Genomic DNA, 1,368 nt, shown 5'->3' with positions numbered 1-1,368 from the left:
CATGAAGCCGGCAACGTGCTGGCGCTGATCGAAGCGCAGGTGCAGGCGCATCCCAAACGGGCCGCCTTGCGGGTGCCGCATACCGGGCAAACGCTCGATTACGGCCAGCTCAATGGCCGCGCCAACGCGCTGGCGCAGTGGCTCATGGCACAGGGCGTCACGCGCGATCAGCGTGTGGGCGTGTGCATGGAACGCTCGGCAGAGATGGTGCTGGCGCTGCTGGCGATCATGAAGGCGGGCGCGGCCTACGTGCCGATGGATCCCGACTATCCGCCCCAGCGTCTGCGCTATTTCATCGAAGACAGCCGCACCAGCCTGCTGTTGACCCACGCCGCCGCGCGGGGCCAGTTACCGGAAGTTCCCGCTTGCCGTATCGTCGATGTGGCGACACTGGCTGATCTGCCGCCTGCCCACAATCCTGGCCTGGAGATCCACCCCGAACAGCTGGCCTACGTCATCTACACCTCCGGTTCCACCGGCCAGCCCAAGGGCGCGGCGAACCGCCATGGCAGCCTGCACAACCGGCTGGCCTGGATGCAGGCGGCCTATCAACTGGGTCCCAATGAGCGCGTACTGCAGAAGACGCCCTTCGGTTTCGATGTCTCGGTCTGGGAATTCTTCTGGCCCTTGATGACCGGCGCCGAACTGGTCATGGCCGCTCCCGGCGAGCATCGCGATCCGGCACGGCTGGCTGCGCTGATCGGCGAGACCGGCATCACCACCTTGCACTTCGTGCCGTCGATGCTGCAGGCTTTCGTCAACGACGGCCACGGCGCGGATTGCCCCAGCCTGCGCCGCGTGATCTGCAGCGGCGAAGCGCTGCCGATGGAATTGCAGCAGCAGGCCCAGCGCCAGTTGCCGCAGGCCACATTGATCAACCTGTATGGCCCGACCGAAGCGGCCATCGACGTGACCCACTGGACCTGCCAGCCGGATGACCGAGGCAACAGCGTGCCCATCGGCCGCCCCATCAGCGCCACCCAGACCTATGTGCTGGACGCGGCGATGCAGCTGGCGCCGCCGGGCGTGGCAGGGGAGTTGTACCTGGGCGGCGTGAATCTGGCGCGCGCCTATCTCAACAAGCCGGGGTTGACGGCCGAGCGTTTCGTCGCCGATCCGTTCTCCGGCAATGGCCAGCGCCTCTATCGCACCGGCGACCTGGTGCGCTGGCGCGAGGATGGCCAACTGATGTACCTGGGCCGGCTGGATCATCAGGTCAAGCTGCGCGGCCTGCGCATCGAACTGGGCGAGATCGAGGCTGCCTTGCTGGCGCAGCCCTCGATTCGCGAGGCGGTGGTGGTGGCCGTGGATGGCCAGCGACTGGCGGCGTATGTGTCGCTGCATCAGGGCCAGAGGCATGACGAGGCA

1 protein-coding gene is annotated in these 1,368 nt (G+C 66.8%); it reads left to right on the top strand.

Annotated features, from left to right (window positions below):
* A partial coding sequence (locus FB597_RS20030) for an amino acid adenylation domain-containing protein (RefSeq protein WP_144770515.1) occupies positions 1–1,368 on the top strand: 1,368 nt, incomplete at both ends.

The organism is Herbaspirillum sp. SJZ099, from assembly GCF_007828355.1.
Taxonomy (GTDB): domain Bacteria; phylum Pseudomonadota; class Gammaproteobacteria; order Burkholderiales; family Burkholderiaceae_D; genus Herbaspirillum.
The sequence above is the reverse complement of the archived record's forward strand: the minus strand, read 5'-3'. Positions and strand labels throughout refer to the sequence as shown.